Here is a 15,060-nt window from a genome sequence, read left to right as displayed (position 1 = left end):
TGTTCCCGCTCATCAACAAAAAGTCGCACATCACCCATGTCACGCGACACCAATTAACGGAGCAGCCACCGCCGCCATCCGCACCGGTGACATTTGAGCAAGAGCCAACGCCGCGTTTGTTTATAAGCCCGACGGCACGCTCACAATCGCAAGACCATAAAAAGCGACCCAATAGCCTGGCATCACGCCGGGAGATCGTTCGCTTATTTTGGTTTGACAAACACTCCTGTCACTTATTTACCTTTGATCCAGGCAACGCATTATGCATTTCTTCAAACAATCCCTCGCAGCAAAGCTCTGGGCAGCAGTGGCATCCTTCTTCATCCTGCTGGCTGCAGCAATGACCTTCGTTAACCTGCGTGGCGATGCACTATGGAGCCGCAGTCAACAAACCCTCAGTGCACAAATTGTCCGCGTTACACTCGCGACCCAATGGGTGGGCATGGCACAATCAAATACCGCACGCGATCTAGCTATTCTGGTGAGTAACGATAAGGGAATAGACAATTACTTCACACCCATCATCAAGGCCACGAGTCAACAAATTTCAGAAGTACAGAAAAAGCTCGCAGCCCAGGAAAACTCCCCTGCTGAGCGAGTCCTTTTGGACAAAATCACGGCATCACGCAGGCAGGTATTAGCCGCGCGTATTCGAGCGGTGGAGCGCAAGCTGGCCGGAGATGAGGTCAACGCACTTGCAGAGACCCACGACACGTTTGAACCTGCCGTCAAAGACTACCTGAGCAATTTACAGGCATTTGCAGACCTGCAAACCCAGATATTCGCCCAAGCGCAGCTTGAGATCGAGCGTAAGCGTGGCGACAACATCGTGCTCGCACGCTGGATTCTCGGCTTTTTGATGGCCTTGCTGGCGGTCGGCGCAACCCTGCTGATTCGAACCATCAAAGCACCTTTACGCGCGGCCATCACGGTTGCCGAGCACATCGCCAAAGGTGATCTTAGTCACGTTGTGACCACCCGGCGCAACGACGAATTTGGCGACATGATGCGCGCCTTGCAACATATGCAACAACAGCTGCAGCATTTGGTCGCCGATGTGCGCCAAGGCACTAATAATATAGCGCTGGTCAGCCAAGAAATCGCCACCGGCAATCAAGACCTCAGTAATCGTACGGAGCGTTCTGCCGCCAGCCTGGAAGAAACTGCCTCCAGCCTTGAGCACCTGACCAGTACCGTACAGGGCTCCACGGATGCTGCCCGGCGCGCCAGCGAGCTCGCTGATTCAGCATCAGCAGTCGCGCAACGTGGCGGTACCGCAGTGGCGCAAGTGATCTATACCATGGGAGAAATCAATAGCAGCAGCCAACAGATCGCCGACATCATTGGCGTAATCGATGGAATTGCCTTCCAAACCAACATTCTCGCGCTCAATGCGGCCGTCGAGGCCGCGCGTGCCGGCGAACAAGGCCGAGGCTTCGCAGTGGTCGCCAGCGAGGTTCGCAATCTGGCACGACGCTCCGCAGAGGCTGCCAAGGAGATCAAGACGCTGATCAGCACCAGCGTGAGCAAGGTCGAAGATGGGACCCGCCAGGTCAGTGATGCCGGTAACACCATGAAGGATATTGTCAGCGCGGTCAAACACGTCTCGGACCTCATCAACGAAATCTCGGCTGCAGCAATTTCACAATCGAGTGAACTGCTACAGGTCAACGCCGCAATCAATCAACTGGATGAACTGACTCAGCAGAATGCTGCTTTGGTCGAGCAAAGTGCGGCTACGGCAGCGAACATGGAAGATCAGGCCAAACACCTGGCGCAAATGGTGGCAAGCTTTACGTTGAGTCAAGCCGCATGAGCATCAGGAATACTCAAAGGTCGATGCCGCGAATGCGTCAACCGTAGACCTACGATTTTCGAGCAGGGCCAAAGAGGTTTCCTTGGCCGTGCCATGAGGACGTCGGGGAATCTAGGGAAACATTGTTTTGGATGACTTGAAAAACAAAACACCCGATGCTGTGCATCAAGCGTTTGTTTAACAAACAGACTTGCCGGCGATCTGTATCAGTAGCGGATACATCACTCAATCCGTCTCAATCTCGGCAAGTCATTGATTTTCAAGTCTTCATGGCGCGGCTGGCTGGAATCGAACCAGCGACCCTTGGCTTCGGAGGCCAATACTTTCGGCCTTGCATCCCTTACGGGACGCGGCGTTGTATCCACTGAGCTACGGTTTTGGCACAATTTTGGCACAGTCAGCACAAACCGGGATAACCCAGACAGCGATTCGGAGAGAATCGCATGGCAACAATCAGCAAACGCGGAAGCATGTGGCGGTGTCAGGTCCGCAAGCAAGGCTACCCCACCCAAACCAAGAGCTTCGAACAACGATCATCGGCCATTGCTTGGGCCAACGAGGTCGAGGCCCAGATGCACCGGGGAACCTACATCGGCAGCACCAGCAGCCAATCCACTACGGTACAGGAAATACTGTCCCAGTACCTCAAAGATGAATCCAGAAAGAAGGCTTACCCGGCTGCGGATATCTCCCGGTCCAAGCCTCTCCTTGCAGCCTTGGGCGGCTACCATGTTCATAACCTGAGTCATGCTGACCTAGCCAGATACAAGGCAACGCGTCTAGCCACCGTATCACCCCAGACTGTTACCCATGAGCTGAACCTGTTACACCGGGCCTACGTGCTTGCGGTCAATGAGTGGGGAGTCATCCTGCCGAACGGCATACCGAAGACCTCCCGCCCCCGCCTACCACCCGGAAGAGGAACCCGGATCAGCCCCGAAGACATAGAGCGCATAGTTAATGTTACGGAGTCGCCACAACTGAAGCTGATTGTTCCCTTGGCGGTAGAGACTGCAATGCGGCGGTCTGAACTACTGGCAATACGCTGGGAAAACGTTAACCTGAGCCGGTGCTCTATATATCTCCCCAGAACGAAGAACGGGATGTCTCGCACTGTACCACTATCGTCTAAGGCACTTGCCGTGATAGGGGAGCTAAAGCAGGCCAAGGAAGGGCCACTGTTCACGCTTGCGGCTTCGTCGGTCAGTCAGGCATTTGACCGGGCCGTAAGTCGGGCTGGCCTCAAAGGGGTGCGGTTCCATGACCTCAGGCATGAGGCCACGAGCCGACTGTTCGAAAAGGGACTGCATGTAATCGAGGTGGCCCGCATCACCGGACATAAGACATTAGCGATGCTGGACCGGTACACCCATCTGGACGTGTCGCAGTTGGTGCGGAAATTGGAATAACCTATCGAGTTAAACCTCGTCCCAGCACAGCTTGCCGTTGTCCACCCAGAGCTTGCAAAGAACTTCGCATGGCTGACTCTCGGCACTACGAGCACGTAGAGTAACAACACCACCTGTAAGGGGAAGTGTTGGGGCAAGCTGCCCCATATAATTGCCACTTGGCGGTGCGCTTAGCTGAATTGATGGAGTACCTTGAACATTAACCGAGATAGGCTCCCCGTAAGCAGCCAAACTGATATAACGCTGCTCCCCGGGGTTTAGACTAAATGGGCCATCTACGTGCCATGTCTTAAGCTCCCGACCGTTATCATGCGTCTCAAACTCTAGCTTGCAATTGGTTAAATAAACTCCTCCCGTGTTCCTTACCCCGATATAGACAGTTTTCATCACGTTGTAGACGTTGTGATTCTCAGTTTCCACGTAGGGGCCATCTTGACCAACAATAATTCGCAGCATCGGTCCGTAGTTGCGATGGTTTCGCAAAAAGCCGAGCACTGCCATTGAGAGAAAGAACAACATCATCAAGACTAGTGCAATCGTAATAAAAACTAACCGAGGCCCCCATATTCTAGGATCGCCAAACATAGATACCCAAGTGAGACCTGCGCCCGAAGCAAGACTTAAGAAAATCCACATTAAATTCGACCACATCTCTATGCCTATTTGAATTACGTATCTTATTTAACCATGTCTATAACCGCATCGGTTTAATTGTGGTCCAGTTTGAATGTGTGATACTGAACGTCTTCACCTCGCATGCGTTGTACAAGCATTGGTGTCGCCCCATAAGGGCCGAGAGGCGCAACCTAGTACGAGGACCTGACCCAACTTTTTCCACAACACCAAGGAGAGTTGCGATGGGTTTTATTCAAGTGCGCGTCAACAGTAAAGGGAAGACATCGTATCAGGCCCGTGTCTGCCTCAAGGACCATCCTCATCAGTCTATGACGTTTCCTACGCAGGAGACGGCCCGCGAATGGATTAATTCAATCGAAGCACCGCTAGTGAAGGAGCGTGCAGCAAGGGCTATCATCGAAGCCCATAGGCAGTTCGGACTGCAACCACTCAGAGAGTTCTTTGAACGCTACCTGCGGGACGTTACTCCGACTAAAAAATCCCATGAGAGTGAGAAGTACCGGCTCGGTAAGATCCTGCGTAGCGACATAGTGAACTACCCTATCAAGAGCCTGAGTCCAGTTATTGTCGCTGAATGGCGGGACTGTAGATTGAAAGAGGTAGCGCCTGACACAGTGACACGAGAACTGCACATGATGTCGCGCATCATCAATCTTGCCCGACGAGAGTGGGGACTCGATCTTTTACAAAACCCATTTGCTCAAATCACCAAACCCAAATGTTCTCGCGGTAGGGTCAGGCGACTGAAAGAATATGAAGAGCGCGCCCTGCTGGATGCTGCCAACGCCGCAAGAGGTGGATTTCTACGGACTATCATTCCCTTCGCAGTCGAAACTGCCATGCGCCGAGGCGAGATTATTGAGCTGGATTGGAGGTACATCGACCTAGAACAACAGACAGCGTACCTCCCCGATACGAAGAACGGAGAGGCCCGGGCTGTACCCCTATCGACAAAAGCCGTTGCTATTCTCAGGGCGCTCACTCGCTGTACTCAGGCCCGAATAACAATCGTGTGTGACTGGCTACCTCCATATCCCTGAACTGAGTGCGAGTGAGTCGCTTGTAATCGCCCCTTCGTTTGATGTTCCACCACTGTCTAGCGATAGCCTCACCGTTCTCTTGGCCTCGCTCATAAGCGATATCAAGATCAATATCAAGAGCAACGTCAGGGTCATTGGTTGGCTGGATGCTCAATGTCGTAGTCGTAGGTGCGGTCATGGCTCAGTTCCTCCCAGCTACGTGCTTGAAGACCGAGGAGAACCCTTCCGTGAAGCCCCTCTCGAAGCACTCACCATAGGCAGGATCAACGAGGAGATTCATGCGGCTAGTCGCGGTCATCTTGCTGTACTGGGTGCGACTAACGCCCTTGTACTCGTGGAGATTGCAGAGGCGGGACCACTGCTGTGCTGCCGATGCTCCGACCTCATGGCCGAGCTGGTACGTTGCCTGTACGCCCTCCTCGGATAGACCAACGTCAATAAAGACACGGGTACTTGCCTCATTGGAGAAGGTGCGCTGCTGGCGTGGTGCGTGATGGCTTGCTTGATGGCTTGCCTGATACTGCTTACGTGGGATTGCGGGCGGGACTGCTGGGGATACGGAACGTGCAGGCGTGTTGGGTGTAGCTGTGCTTCTTACGGGCGTGGCGATGCTAGTCATTATGTGACTCCTTGAGTGAGTTACACCACTCACCCCGCGATCAAACGAGGTGGGCAGCAGATGATAGGGTTGATCGACCGGTACTCAAGGAAACCGGCAGGCCGAAGCCTCCCCACCACCGCTGCCCATAGAAGACACAGCATGGTACGGACGAAAAAATACCGCCGAGTTGGCGGTTGTCCGCCTTGAGTTAGTCGGGCGATCAAACCCGGTCACGTCTTTATCCGCGACAAATAGAAGTTTACGCGTGACGGTTTACGTCGGTCAAGAGGAAAATGAATTAGGAGGACTAGCTAAGCTAGGCCACAGGTTGTCAATCAGTGAAGGGCCATTTATGAACGTCTGGAGGTATAGCATTCTTATCCCCTTGGTAGTAATCCTGTATTGCGATTACTTGACACACAGAACGAAGCATAAGATCGCCAGCGGTGTCGGGCACCACCGCCTGTCTGTAAGGTGTATTTGATTGCACAGAGTCACCCGGCCCCGCTCCATTCGGCTTGCGGTAGTTGACTATCTGTGTGAATTCTACCGTTCGATCAGTACAAGAATATAACTGTAGTACTTTCTGCGACCGTAGCCCCATTTTGTTAGGACGAGCAAAATCCACCAAAATCCATGCTTTGACGTATTCACCGACATGACTTACTGATCTCGTATCGAGTTTCATTGTTGCGATACTGTCCTTGCTTACCTCTGTCCATTTTTCAGACGCTGCGACATTACTTAAAGGGTGTAGTGCGGCGGCCAGCACCAGTGCAGCTTTAATATTCATATATTTTCCCCATTATTTTTTATATTGATTGGGGATAATCGCATACAGCCCAAAGACTGACAATTAGCTGACTAACATGACCACCTATGGCTTAACTTGGACAAGACTATTTTTAACGCAGTAATCTGCGTTGTACTTGGAAATTACTGCCGACAATGAGACAACGGCATTGACAGGGAGAACAATAGTCGCGTTACTGTCCTGCTCCGCGCCGGGAAGAACGCTAAAGACATCTTCAGAAGGGAGAAAGTCAAACTCGTTAATTGCTTCTCCATTATCAACGTCTACAGCTTCACCAGCCTGCAGGCCTACTGGGAGCTTACGTATCGATAACTTAAATGAGTCCTTCTTACTTTTCTCGAAGTCAATGGACGCACTGCGTGGATTCGTTGCTTTGACATGAATTACAAGCAACCTCAAGTCGTCCTTGTAAGGAAGAACCTCCGTCTGAATATCTAGATTGACCATCCAATCATCACTTCCTGCCACAGCGTACTGACGATAAGCCCACAATCCAGCCACTACAAAAGCAATAATTGAGGCGAACTTCAACGTAATATCTACGTAGGGCAGCCACCGCTCTATCCAGCTTTTATTTGCAGGGCTATCTAATGGCTTTAGTTGGAATCGGTTTCTGAGCAATAGCCTTCGACGGGGCAACACCTTCATGAACCCTCTCCTAAGTATCAGGCCTAGTAACAATAGAGACCAGCAATGTGGTCTTGGGACAGCGGAATACTCTAACACATCAAATTACCTGGCTTTAGCCTGAACCACCCTACCCGTAGCGTCACCTTCATCACCGGATGTGTCGGTTGTCGGGCCATCTCCATAGCGGCATCACGGTTAAGAACTGACCGCAACGCTGCACAGGCATTCTTCAACAAGTACAAGCCCGAGGGTAAAGACCAGAACGATATCTGGTGGCCTCGTGGTGACATTCAATCCCGGCTCTCGGCACTCGCGGCTGCTATCAAGGACGCAGAGGAGGCAGGTCAATGACCTACATGAAAGCATCATCAGTGCTGGCCGAGGCCCGACACAGGATCGCTATCGGTCATGACATTTACTGCTGCCTCGCTATCAAGACCGACCACCGGCGAGGACGGCGGGATCACTACCCAGCCGTATCTAGAGCCATGAGCTTCTTCAGGAAGTACAAGCCAGAGGTAACTAACCCGGATGGGTCCGGTGCTTGGTGGGATAAGTACGACATTGAATCCCGCCTCTCCGCTCTCCGCAAGGCAGAGCATGACGCAATCGTGGCGGGAGATTATCCTCACGATGCTGGCTGACTTGTACGGTGGAGGGGGAACCCTCAGTTTTGAGGGCTACTACACAGCAGCCAACGGTAAGAAAAATCCAGAGTACCTGCTACCCAAGCGCGAAACCCTGATTCTCGTATCTGGCTACAGCGTACAGATGCGGGCAAGGATCATTGACCGATGGCAAGAGCTTGAGGCCAAGCCAACCCTGAGTGACCCGGCAGCATTACGCGGTTTGCTCCTGAACTACACCGAGCAAGTCATCGCATTGGAGAACAAGGTGCAGGAGCAGGCACCGAAGGTGGCAGTCCATGACGCACTCGTGGAGGCTAACAACGGGCAGGAGATGTCCGAGGTAGCCAAGGTACTTGGTAGTGGTCGAGGCCGCTTGTACAACTTCCTGCGCGAGCTGGGCATCATCAAGCCGTACCCATCAACGGAGCCGTACCAAGTCTATGTTGATCGTGGCTGGTTCAAGCTGCAAGAGCGTACTTGGTACGACCGGATTCATCGGCTACGCAAGGCGTACAGTAAGACGCTCATCACCGGCAAGGGTGTCATCGGTATCCAGAAGCTCTGGGTCAAGCACGGTGATACCGCAGTAGCAAAGCCCATCGCCGCCTAGCATGTACTGGTACTACCCGCGCATCTGGTGCGAACGCTGCCGTAATGCTGGCTGCGAAGCCTGTTACCTGTTCAACATCCGGTACACAACCCGTACCTGCACCATAAACGCCTGTTCTTCTTCATGTTGCGCTACTGCTTGGGCAATGGCTTCTTGCTGAGACGTACTCAGACGGCCACCGATATGAGTAGTACCTGTCGTGCTTATAGTTGCTCCTTGGTTGATTGCTGCTTACGCCCCGGCTTGCCTCTCATGGCCCACGTAGGTAGACCGCCTGTAGCTGCCTCGATTGCTCTACGGTAAGCGCTGGGGCCGCTCCTAGATGTCTTCTGCAACGTGTACAGGAAGTAATGCCGCTCTACCTCGTTATGCTCAAGCGGATGGGTAGTACCGTCGAATACCGATGCTGCTGTCATGGTCCTCCTTCATGGTTGATGGGCGTGTGTCTTATAACTGACCGAAATGCTTACCCCATATTGATCGACCAAAGAAAAGGCCAGCCGGATTGCTCGGACTGGCCCTGATGGACTGTGTGCCTACCTTCACTACCGCTACTGCTGCCCCACCTTGAGTATCGTTGGATGCGATACCCCGTACTCCTTGGCTAGCCCCCGTGCCGTAGCACCGCCTGCAAGCTTCTGTCGTATCTCCGTGTGCAACTGAGGCAGCTTGATACCTCGCTTCTCAGCGAGCACAGCAAGGGCATCCTTGCGGCCCAGTGCCTTGCCCTCTGCCTTGGCCCTAGACAGCCCTGCAAGGGTCCGTTCCACCAGTTGATCCCGTTCGAACTGGGCAAAGGCTGCGAACATCCGGCGGACCAGCTCACCGGCTGCACTGGTCACTTCCATCACTGGCAGGTCCAGCACCACTACCCGGACGCCCATCTGCCTCAGCATCTCTACTGTCCGGTCTACATCGGCAGCATTGCGCCCCAGTCGGTCCAGCTTCGCTACCACCAGCATGTCCCCCTGCTCCAGCTTAGAGACCACCTTGACGAACTCAGGCCGCTCCATTGCAGGGACAGTGCCACTGATGGTCTCTGAATGAACTCGGTGCGGTTCGATGACGTACCCGGCCTGAGCCGCTTGGAGGACTTGGTTATCGGTTGTCTGCTCCGCAGTCGATACACGGGCGTAAAGGAAGGCGCGGGTCATACCATCTCCACTGGTAATTAAAGGTGGAAATAATTATGACTGGTAATCAATTTGTTTACAAGGACTTTATTACCACTCTACATAGAGCAGACTAACTGGTAAAGAAACGGTCCTTTGATTACCGCCACACGAAAATTATCATTAAGACAAAAGTAACTTATTGTTACAATTGTTAGCCTATCCTGACAAATTGCTGTCAGTGATAAATAACTTCAATATGGAAAGAATATGAAAAGAATAGCAACGACCATAGCAACAGCGCTCACTCTGACGGCTTGTGTACACACCACTCCTAACCCTGTCCAGTTGTCACAGATAGGTGACGACACCAAGAGTTGCAGAAGTATTGAGAACGAAATGCAAGATATGCAGAATCAGAAGCTGATTAGTGATTCCGACGTAAACGGCCAAGTTGCAAAAAATGTCGGACTTGGGGTCGCTGGTGCATTCCTTATCGTCCCGTGGTTTTTCATGGATACTAGTGATGCCCATTCCGTCGAAGCCAAAGCAGCCATAGCACGCTACAAGAGGCTCCAAGCTCTATACGAAGACAAGGGATGTGTATCAGCCGGGGCAAAGAAGGCTCCAACGGCAACGGCAACTGAGACGCCCCCGACACTCACACAGTAATGTTTTATATCTAACAAATGATGCCGCTCCCAATACTCTCAAAGGGCGGCATGGGGACTTCTGAGCGCGGCAAGGGCGCGGGTGTCCCCGTAAAAAATCGCTGCAATTTTTGGTCGGAGGGTGATTTTGAGGCTAAACCGGGTACCACGCGATAGCTGGAAAGAGAGGCCAGTACAGGCTTTCAAGCCCATGAACTCTGGCACAATTTTGGCACACTGAGAGACGTATAATACGAGTATTGAGGCGTCACGCTGTCCGCCTCATTCACGGTAAGTGCTTGATTTAAAACAAATTAGTGGCGCGGCTGGCTGGAATCGAACCAGCGACCCTTGGCTTCGGAGGCCAATACTCTATCCACTGAGCTACAGCCGCGCAGGACGCGAACGTCGAAGAGGCATGAAGGATACAGTTTTTCGCGGGCGACGTCCACGCCAAGCCGCTATTTTCCGTTCCCAATGAATTACATTGTGTCTATAATCAAAAGTTGGGGCGAGACACCACCTCTCTACATAGCAAGTAAGCGTCAAGCTGAAGTTCAGACAATGCATCTGGAATCAGTGTGAACACTTTCCAATAATATTGCATAGAGGAAACCATGAGCGACGCGCATCACGAGCAAGAATCCGCAATCAAGACACCAAAGCAACTCATTGCCGCTGTACTGGCGGGATTTTTGATTCCAATCATCTGCATTATTTTGCTGGTCCAATATGTCACTAATGGACAAAAAACCGGCGCTGGATCCAGCAGTCAAACACCGGAAATGATCAAAAACCGTATTGAACCGGTCGCAGATGAAGGCTTCACTTTCCGTGATGCCAGCGCGCCCAAGCAACTGTTGAGCGGTGAAGAAATTTTCAAATCCACCTGTGTCAACTGCCATGGTGCTGGCTTGGCCGGTGCGCCAAAAGTGGGCGACCCACAAGCCTGGAAGGCTCGGATCAGCGAAGGCTTTGACACCCTGGTCAAGCATGCGATTGGTGGCTACAACGGCATGCCTGCCAAAGGCGGCAATCCTGATCTGGATGATGTCGAGATTGCACGCACCGTGGTTTATATGGCAAACCAGTCTGGCGCAGCTTTCAAGGAACCTGATGTGCCGAAGCCAGCCCCTGCTGCTGAGGCAAATGCTGCAGCACCAATGCCTGACACCAAAAAATAAGACCAAGAACTAAAACCTCACCTTTGCTGTTGCTGGTGTACCCATCAGTGCAGTGTATAGATAAAAAAATGCCGTTCAGTTGATCTGAACGGCATTTTTTATGATCGCTACCACCATCAGAACGCAAGAACTAGCGCTGCTGCGGCTCCGCGACAAAGATTTCAACACGACGATTACGGGCACGATTGGCATCACTGGTATTAGCAACCAGCGGCTCGTGCGAACCACGGCCATCAATACGGAACCGGCCCGGCGATACGCCACGCGTTGTCAGATAGTCACGAGTGCGTGCTGCACGCTGCATCGACAGTGGATCGTTGACGGCATCACTGCCAGTGTTATCAGTATGGCCAATAATGGTTACCGTGGAGGCCGGATTATCATTGAGCGTCAGTGCGAATTTATCCAGCACGGCGCGGAAGTCAGGACGAATATCCGCGCGCCCGACATCAAAGGAAATATCACTCGGCACTTCGAGCTTCAAGCGATTGTCGGCCGTTTGCGTCACTTGCACGCCGGTGCCGCGCGTCGCCTGTTCCATCGAGCGCTTCTGATCTTCCATGCGCGTCGACCAGACATTACCCAATACCGCGCCCAAAGCACCACCAATCGCAGCACCACCTACCGCACGACCTGCGCCGCCGCCTGCAGTGGCAGCACCGATAATGCCGCCCAGTCCGGCGCCGATGCCAGCGCCTGTCGCCGTGCCTTGCTGTGTCGGACTCATGTTGGCGCAGCCGGCAACCGCTAGCGTCAGAGTCAATAATCCAATGGTTAATTTTTGCATCTTCATTCTCCAGTATTACAAAAGCCTTCCGGCACCCAGTGTGTGCGGGAAGGCATGATGTTTCTTTTCAGTTATTGTGATTGAGAGGTATCGCCGGCCAGATCGCTTGCCATACAGGCAATGCTCTTATTCATCCTCGCCAGAGCTCGCTCCCTCAGCTGCATCGTCTGGAGCGTCAGTATTCTTTGCTTTGCGGGCCACATAGCGGGCAAGCAAAACACCGGCTGTGATGATGCCGTAGTACAGAAAAGACTTGCGTACGTAGCGTTTCGAAAGCAGAGACATCCCGCTCACCAGCAGAGGGGTCAGGGATTGCACAATTTTGCCAGCATTGCCGCCACCCGAAAAAAGACTGCTCACACCAGTACCCAATGCACTACTGAAGCGACTTGCCGCTGATTTGGCAAGGCCTGTGGGCGTCAGACCGGCGCGCACCTGCTCGCGCGCCTCGATGATGCCAAACCGGTATAGGGCGCCTTCGGCCAGCAGTTTGCGGCGTCTTTGCTCTTTCGACATCTTGTCCATATGGTCTGCCATGGCATCCTTCATAACAAAGCGTCACGGTCTTTGCGCAACTCAGCCATGGTCAACGGCAGCCCAAGTTTTTCCTGCTGCAGCAGGGCATAGGCACGCCACACAATGATCGCGGTCACCAAGGTAAAGAAGGCGCCTAACACCGCCAGTATTTTCCAGCCCCAGGCATCCCAGGCCAGGAAAACCAGCAGCACCGTCCAAAACGCCAGTGCAAACCATAGCGCAATGGCAGCCAATCCAAACAGAACCAGAAACTTGATCAGATGAACGCCAATGTCAGACAGCTCCAGCGACGCCAGCTCAATCCGGTTGGCAATGAGCCCAAGTAAATTCTTGACGATGGCCAGCGTCCCGGTGATAACACCGGGACTAGCTGACTCTGTCTGCGTTTGTTGAGATTCCATCGTCAACGCTGCGCGTTACTTGCTGCGGCCAATAACCAGACCGACCAGCAGGCCGATACCGGCAGAAATCGCCACGGCACGCCATGGATTTTCATGGACGTAGTCATCCGTGCGCTTGGCAACTTCCTTGCCCTTTTCTACCGCAACTGCTTGCGCATTCTGCGCAGCCTCGACTGCAGCTTCCAGCATAGTCAGACCTTTGCTGCGCAGCTCATCGGCCTTGTCACCGGTACTTGCTGCAGCCTCGCGGAACAACGCTTGTGCATCTTTTACCAGGGTTTTCATATCGTTTCTCACTGTTTTGTAGGTAGACATTGTCATGGATACTCCTTAAAAAATACTTCTATGCGTCGCAGCAATATTGCGACTACCTGCGACGCACGCGAATTACGATTACTCCAGACGACAGAAGGTTCCCTGATCAGAACCTTGTCTCCCTGGCTGTTCGCAGGAAGCTGTCCAGGATTGGCATGCAATCAAGCAACTCGGTACCCGCCGCGCGGTGGAACTCGGGATGCCATTGCAGACCCATTACAAACGGTGCCTTACGATAACGAATTGCCTCAACAATATTGTCCTTGCCTGAAACAGCCTCAATCGACAGGTCACGTCCCAGCTCCCTGACTGCCTGATGGTGAATCGAATTCACAGTAGCCTGCCGGGTATTGAGCAGCGACGCCAGGGATGAATCGGGCGGGAACGTCAGTTCGTGATAATTGCCGTCGTACTGGTCATTAACGTGCGCAATCGCGGCAGGAACATCACTGGCAATATCCTGATACAGAGTGCCACCGAAAGCCACATTGATCAACTGGCAGCCACGGCAGATACCCAGAACTGGCTTGCCGGCTTCGATAAATTCGTGCAACAGCTCCAGTTCGTACATATCACGCACCCGGTCGCCGCTCCATTCGGGCCGGGTCGCCGCCTCGGAATAGCTTTGTGGAGAAACATCTGCACCACCTTGCAGTACCAGACCATCCAGATGCTTGGCATAGTCGCGCAAACGTATATTGCTGGGATGCACCAGACCATTGGTATTGACAGTCGGTATCATGAATACCAGTACATCACGCGACATTACCCACTGCGCGATTGACTCTTCCAGATATTGTAGCGTTTTACCACGCAAGCCCTTGGCACCCGGTTCAGGGTGAAAAATACGCGCAGATACGCCAATCTTGAGCGTGCGCTGCATGAGCCGCCGGCCCGCCTTGTCAGAAATTGCCCTGAATCTGGCACCAAAAAATCTCCATGCCTGCGACCAAGGTCCGTCAAGTGTTGCTGACGGCTGCGGCTTTGGCTGAGCTTCTGGCTGCGGTGCTGGTTGTGGCTGGTTTGCTTCGGAATCTTGCATCTCGCTCCTGACGGCAATAAGAGCCGGTTACCATCGCCGGCGTCGTCGACAGATCAACTCCATGTTTCAAACAACACGATATCTGCCCACAATAGAGAGAAAGTATAAGCGTATTGATTCCTTTTTTACATGTGGGCAAGACTCTTTTTCGGCAGTGACACCGATACGCTGTCGAATGCGCAGACCAAATATCAACAGATGGGCAATATTGAAACCCAAGCACAGGTTCCCGTTATATATTTCAGCCACTCCGTCATCAATGCACAAAATGCTACCCGTTGCCATGCGCTCTCCAAGCATTCTCATTCTTTATGCCCATCCAGGGGCAGACATCTCTCGCGCCAACCGGACCATGCTGGATGCCGTCAAGTCATCGCCGCGCGTGATCATTAACGACCTCTACCAAAACTATCCTGATTTTCATATCGACCTCGTCCGTGAACGCACGCTGCTGATGCAAGCCGATCTGATCATTCTGCAGCACCCGATTCATTGGTACAGCATGCCAGCGCTACAGAAGGAATGGCTGGATCAGGTGCTGGAACGGGGCTGGGCATTCGGACCAGGAGGTACAGCGCTGCAGGGCAAGGACTTCCTGCTTGTCGCCACCACCGGTGCGGATGCGGCGTCGTATCAGTCGGGTGAACGCCATGGTTATCCCTTCGAGGAATTTCTGCCGCCTTATCGACAAACTGCGCAATTGTGCGGCATGCATTGGCACCCTCCATTTCTGCTACATGCCGCCAGCGACGTCAGTCAGACGACACTGGCGCAACACGCTGCACATTACAGAACAATGCTCGATCAATATCCACACTGGCCGCAACGCCAGTCAACAGACTGACAT

16 protein-coding genes and 1 tRNA gene are annotated in these 15,060 nt (G+C 52.9%); 6 read left to right on the top strand and 11 right to left on the bottom strand.

Annotated elements, in window-relative coordinates; translation table 11 throughout:
- Positions 1–262 precede the first annotated feature (262 nt).
- Complete coding sequence (locus FHW66_RS21130; protein ID WP_183380774.1) at positions 263–1,816, top strand: methyl-accepting chemotaxis protein; 1,554 nt, start codon at positions 263–265, stop codon at positions 1,814–1,816.
- A 443-nt stretch (positions 1,817–2,259) separates the two neighbouring features.
- A complete protein-coding gene (locus FHW66_RS15775; RefSeq protein WP_183380773.1) occupies positions 2,260–3,225 on the top strand; it encodes a site-specific integrase in 966 nt (321 codons plus the stop codon).
- 9 nt (positions 3,226–3,234) lie between these two features.
- Here the strand turns inward: FHW66_RS15775 and FHW66_RS15770 are convergent, their stop codons facing one another.
- Complete coding sequence (locus FHW66_RS15770) at positions 3,235–3,876, bottom strand: hypothetical protein (RefSeq protein ID WP_183380772.1); 642 nt, start codon at positions 3,874–3,876, stop codon at positions 3,235–3,237.
- Between the two features lie 206 nt (positions 3,877–4,082).
- On the opposite strand from FHW66_RS15770, the gene FHW66_RS15765 reads away from it, so the two are divergent.
- Entirely contained in the window at positions 4,083–4,901 is an 819-nt protein-coding gene (locus FHW66_RS15765; protein ID WP_183380771.1) for an integrase, read from the top strand.
- A 932-nt stretch (positions 4,902–5,833) separates the two neighbouring features.
- Here the strand turns inward: FHW66_RS15765 and FHW66_RS15760 are convergent.
- Together FHW66_RS15760 and FHW66_RS15755 are read right to left on the bottom strand one after the other, a co-directional pair.
- Entirely contained in the window at positions 5,834–6,295 is a 462-nt protein-coding gene (locus tag FHW66_RS15760; RefSeq protein ID WP_183380770.1) for a surface-adhesin E family protein, read from the bottom strand.
- An 84-nt stretch (positions 6,296–6,379) separates the two neighbouring features.
- Positions 6,380–6,964 carry a hypothetical protein gene (locus FHW66_RS15755; protein WP_183380769.1) on the bottom strand — a complete coding sequence of 195 codons (585 nt, stop codon included), beginning with the start codon at positions 6,962–6,964 and terminating at the stop codon, positions 6,380–6,382.
- Between the two features lie 582 nt (positions 6,965–7,546).
- Between FHW66_RS15755 and FHW66_RS15750 the strand changes: the two genes are divergently transcribed.
- The gene (locus tag FHW66_RS15750; protein WP_183380768.1) at positions 7,547–8,185 is read left to right on the top strand and encodes a phage antirepressor KilAC domain-containing protein; all 639 of its coding nucleotides are present in this window, start codon (positions 7,547–7,549) and stop codon (positions 8,183–8,185) included.
- Between the two features lie 203 nt (positions 8,186–8,388).
- Here the strand turns inward: FHW66_RS15750 and FHW66_RS15745 are convergent, their stop codons facing one another.
- The 3 genes from FHW66_RS15745 to FHW66_RS15735 all read right to left on the bottom strand — a co-directional run bounded on the left by FHW66_RS15745 (position 8,389) and on the right by FHW66_RS15735 (position 10,341).
- Positions 8,389–8,601: a hypothetical protein gene (locus tag FHW66_RS15745; RefSeq protein WP_183380767.1), complete on the bottom strand. Its 213-nt coding sequence runs from the start codon at positions 8,599–8,601 to the stop codon at positions 8,389–8,391.
- A gap of 135 nt (positions 8,602–8,736) precedes the next feature.
- On the bottom strand, positions 8,737–9,339 hold the full coding sequence (locus tag FHW66_RS15740) for a recombinase family protein (RefSeq protein ID WP_183380766.1): 603 nt from the start codon (positions 9,337–9,339) through the stop codon (positions 8,737–8,739).
- Positions 9,340–10,265: 926 nt separating this feature from the next.
- Positions 10,266–10,341: transfer RNA gene (locus FHW66_RS15735), tRNA-Arg, on the bottom strand.
- A gap of 223 nt (positions 10,342–10,564) precedes the next feature.
- On the opposite strand from FHW66_RS15735, the gene FHW66_RS15730 reads away from it, so the two are divergent.
- On the top strand, positions 10,565–11,131 hold the full coding sequence (locus FHW66_RS15730) for a cytochrome c5 family protein (protein WP_183380765.1): 567 nt from the start codon (positions 10,565–10,567) through the stop codon (positions 11,129–11,131).
- A gap of 130 nt (positions 11,132–11,261) precedes the next feature.
- On the opposite strand, the gene FHW66_RS15725 is transcribed toward FHW66_RS15730, so the two are convergent.
- The 5 genes from FHW66_RS15725 to FHW66_RS15705 form a co-directional block, all read right to left on the bottom strand.
- The gene (locus tag FHW66_RS15725) at positions 11,262–11,918 is read right to left on the bottom strand and encodes an OmpA family protein (protein ID WP_183380764.1); all 657 of its coding nucleotides are present in this window, start codon (positions 11,916–11,918) and stop codon (positions 11,262–11,264) included.
- Positions 11,919–12,044: 126 nt separating this feature from the next.
- Positions 12,045–12,455 (bottom strand): hypothetical protein, encoded by a 411-nt coding sequence (locus FHW66_RS15720; protein WP_183380763.1) that lies wholly within the window; start codon positions 12,453–12,455, stop codon positions 12,045–12,047.
- 8 nt (positions 12,456–12,463) lie between these two features.
- On the bottom strand, positions 12,464–12,856 hold the full coding sequence (locus FHW66_RS15715; protein ID WP_183380762.1) for a phage holin family protein: 393 nt from the start codon (positions 12,854–12,856) through the stop codon (positions 12,464–12,466).
- Positions 12,857–12,871: 15 nt separating this feature from the next.
- Complete coding sequence (locus FHW66_RS15710) at positions 12,872–13,177, bottom strand: YqjD family protein (RefSeq protein WP_183380761.1); 306 nt, start codon at positions 13,175–13,177, stop codon at positions 12,872–12,874.
- A gap of 100 nt (positions 13,178–13,277) precedes the next feature.
- On the bottom strand, positions 13,278–14,213 hold the full coding sequence (locus FHW66_RS15705; RefSeq protein WP_183380760.1) for a gamma-glutamyl-gamma-aminobutyrate hydrolase family protein: 936 nt from the start codon (positions 14,211–14,213) through the stop codon (positions 13,278–13,280).
- A 283-nt stretch (positions 14,214–14,496) separates the two neighbouring features.
- Between FHW66_RS15705 and FHW66_RS15700 the strand changes: the two genes are divergently transcribed.
- A complete protein-coding gene (locus FHW66_RS15700) occupies positions 14,497–15,057 on the top strand; it encodes an NAD(P)H-dependent oxidoreductase (protein WP_183380759.1) in 561 nt (186 codons plus the stop codon).
- The last annotated feature ends 3 nt before the right edge of the window (positions 15,058–15,060 follow it).

Origin of the sequence: Herbaspirillum sp. Sphag64 (genome assembly GCF_014192645.1) — a bacterium.
Classification (GTDB): Bacteria; Pseudomonadota; Gammaproteobacteria; order Burkholderiales; family Burkholderiaceae_D; genus Herbaspirillum.
The sequence above is the reverse complement of the archived record's forward strand: the minus strand, read 5'-3'. Positions and strand labels throughout refer to the sequence as shown.